Origin of the sequence: Acinetobacter sp. UBA3132, assembly GCF_002364825.1 — a bacterium.
GTDB classification, from domain to species: Bacteria; Pseudomonadota; Gammaproteobacteria; order Pseudomonadales; family Moraxellaceae; genus Acinetobacter; species Acinetobacter schindleri.
The window spans coordinates 1-913 of the sequence record NZ_DEZM01000068.1 but is presented as its reverse complement, the minus strand read 5'-3'; the positions used below and the strand labels follow the sequence as shown (position 1 = coordinate 913).

Here is a 913-nt window from a genome sequence, read left to right as displayed (position 1 = left end):
TAAAGTTGCGCAAAAAATCGGGGCTGATACACCATTGAATAGTGTATTCATTGCCCGTCAGGCTACAGGAGAGATTTATTCTGAATCACTGGCAGCAGAATTTCCCAATCGGGACTGGATTCTGACCCGGATTTTATGGCTGAGTGGTTTGGAAGACGGTTTTAACTATGGTGAAGGTTGTGATACTTACCGCCGTTATATCTACATTCATGGCACGCCAGATACAGAACCGATGGGGATACCAATGTCACATGGCTGTATCCGTATGCGTAATACCGACCTGATCGAGCTGTTTGATCTGGTTAATGAGCAGGCTCTGGTTTATATCTCAGAACATTCTTTAGAAAAATAGTCTCTTACCAATGTTTTCATGGCTCCTATTTTAAATCTCTACAGAGAGTGAGATAGGGTAGAGAGCGTAAAAGGATTTTATCTCACTATTCACCTTTAAATATGAGTGACCAGGCAGCTTTAGAGCATAATGAAAAGCATGGTTTGCCTTTGAAATAAGCTGAATTTCCTCCTAAATCGAAAAATATGACATAAATCCCGACTTATTTTTGATTAAAAATAATTACAGATACGTTTTTACATGATCACAACGTGTCCTTAGATAAAGCTTTGTATACTATTTTGGCGAAATAGCAGCTTTTGGACCGTATGGTGTAGAAAAGGAACGATCCAGCAAGTAATGAATACCGCCTTATCTGAGTTCGAGATTCAATAAATTTCGGTATAGACTTAAAAAATAAACAAAAAGTGTTGTTTTTTTTGGCGATCAACCTATTTTTTAATCACTCGAACCTAAAAAGTGGAAAACATTCGGAAAAGCGTTTGACACGCTGTGAAGATTCTCTATAATGCACCTCATCAAGCGATGAAGTCGATTTGAAAGGGCGCTTAGCTCAGTTGG

The 913-nt window shown here is 38.7% G+C and carries 1 protein-coding gene; it reads left to right on the top strand.

Translation table 11 applies throughout. The features are described from left to right. A partial coding sequence (locus B4033_RS02995) for a L,D-transpeptidase (RefSeq protein WP_286831989.1) occupies window positions 1–352 on the top strand: 352 nt, incomplete at its 5' end. Window positions 353–913: the final 561 nt, after the last annotated feature.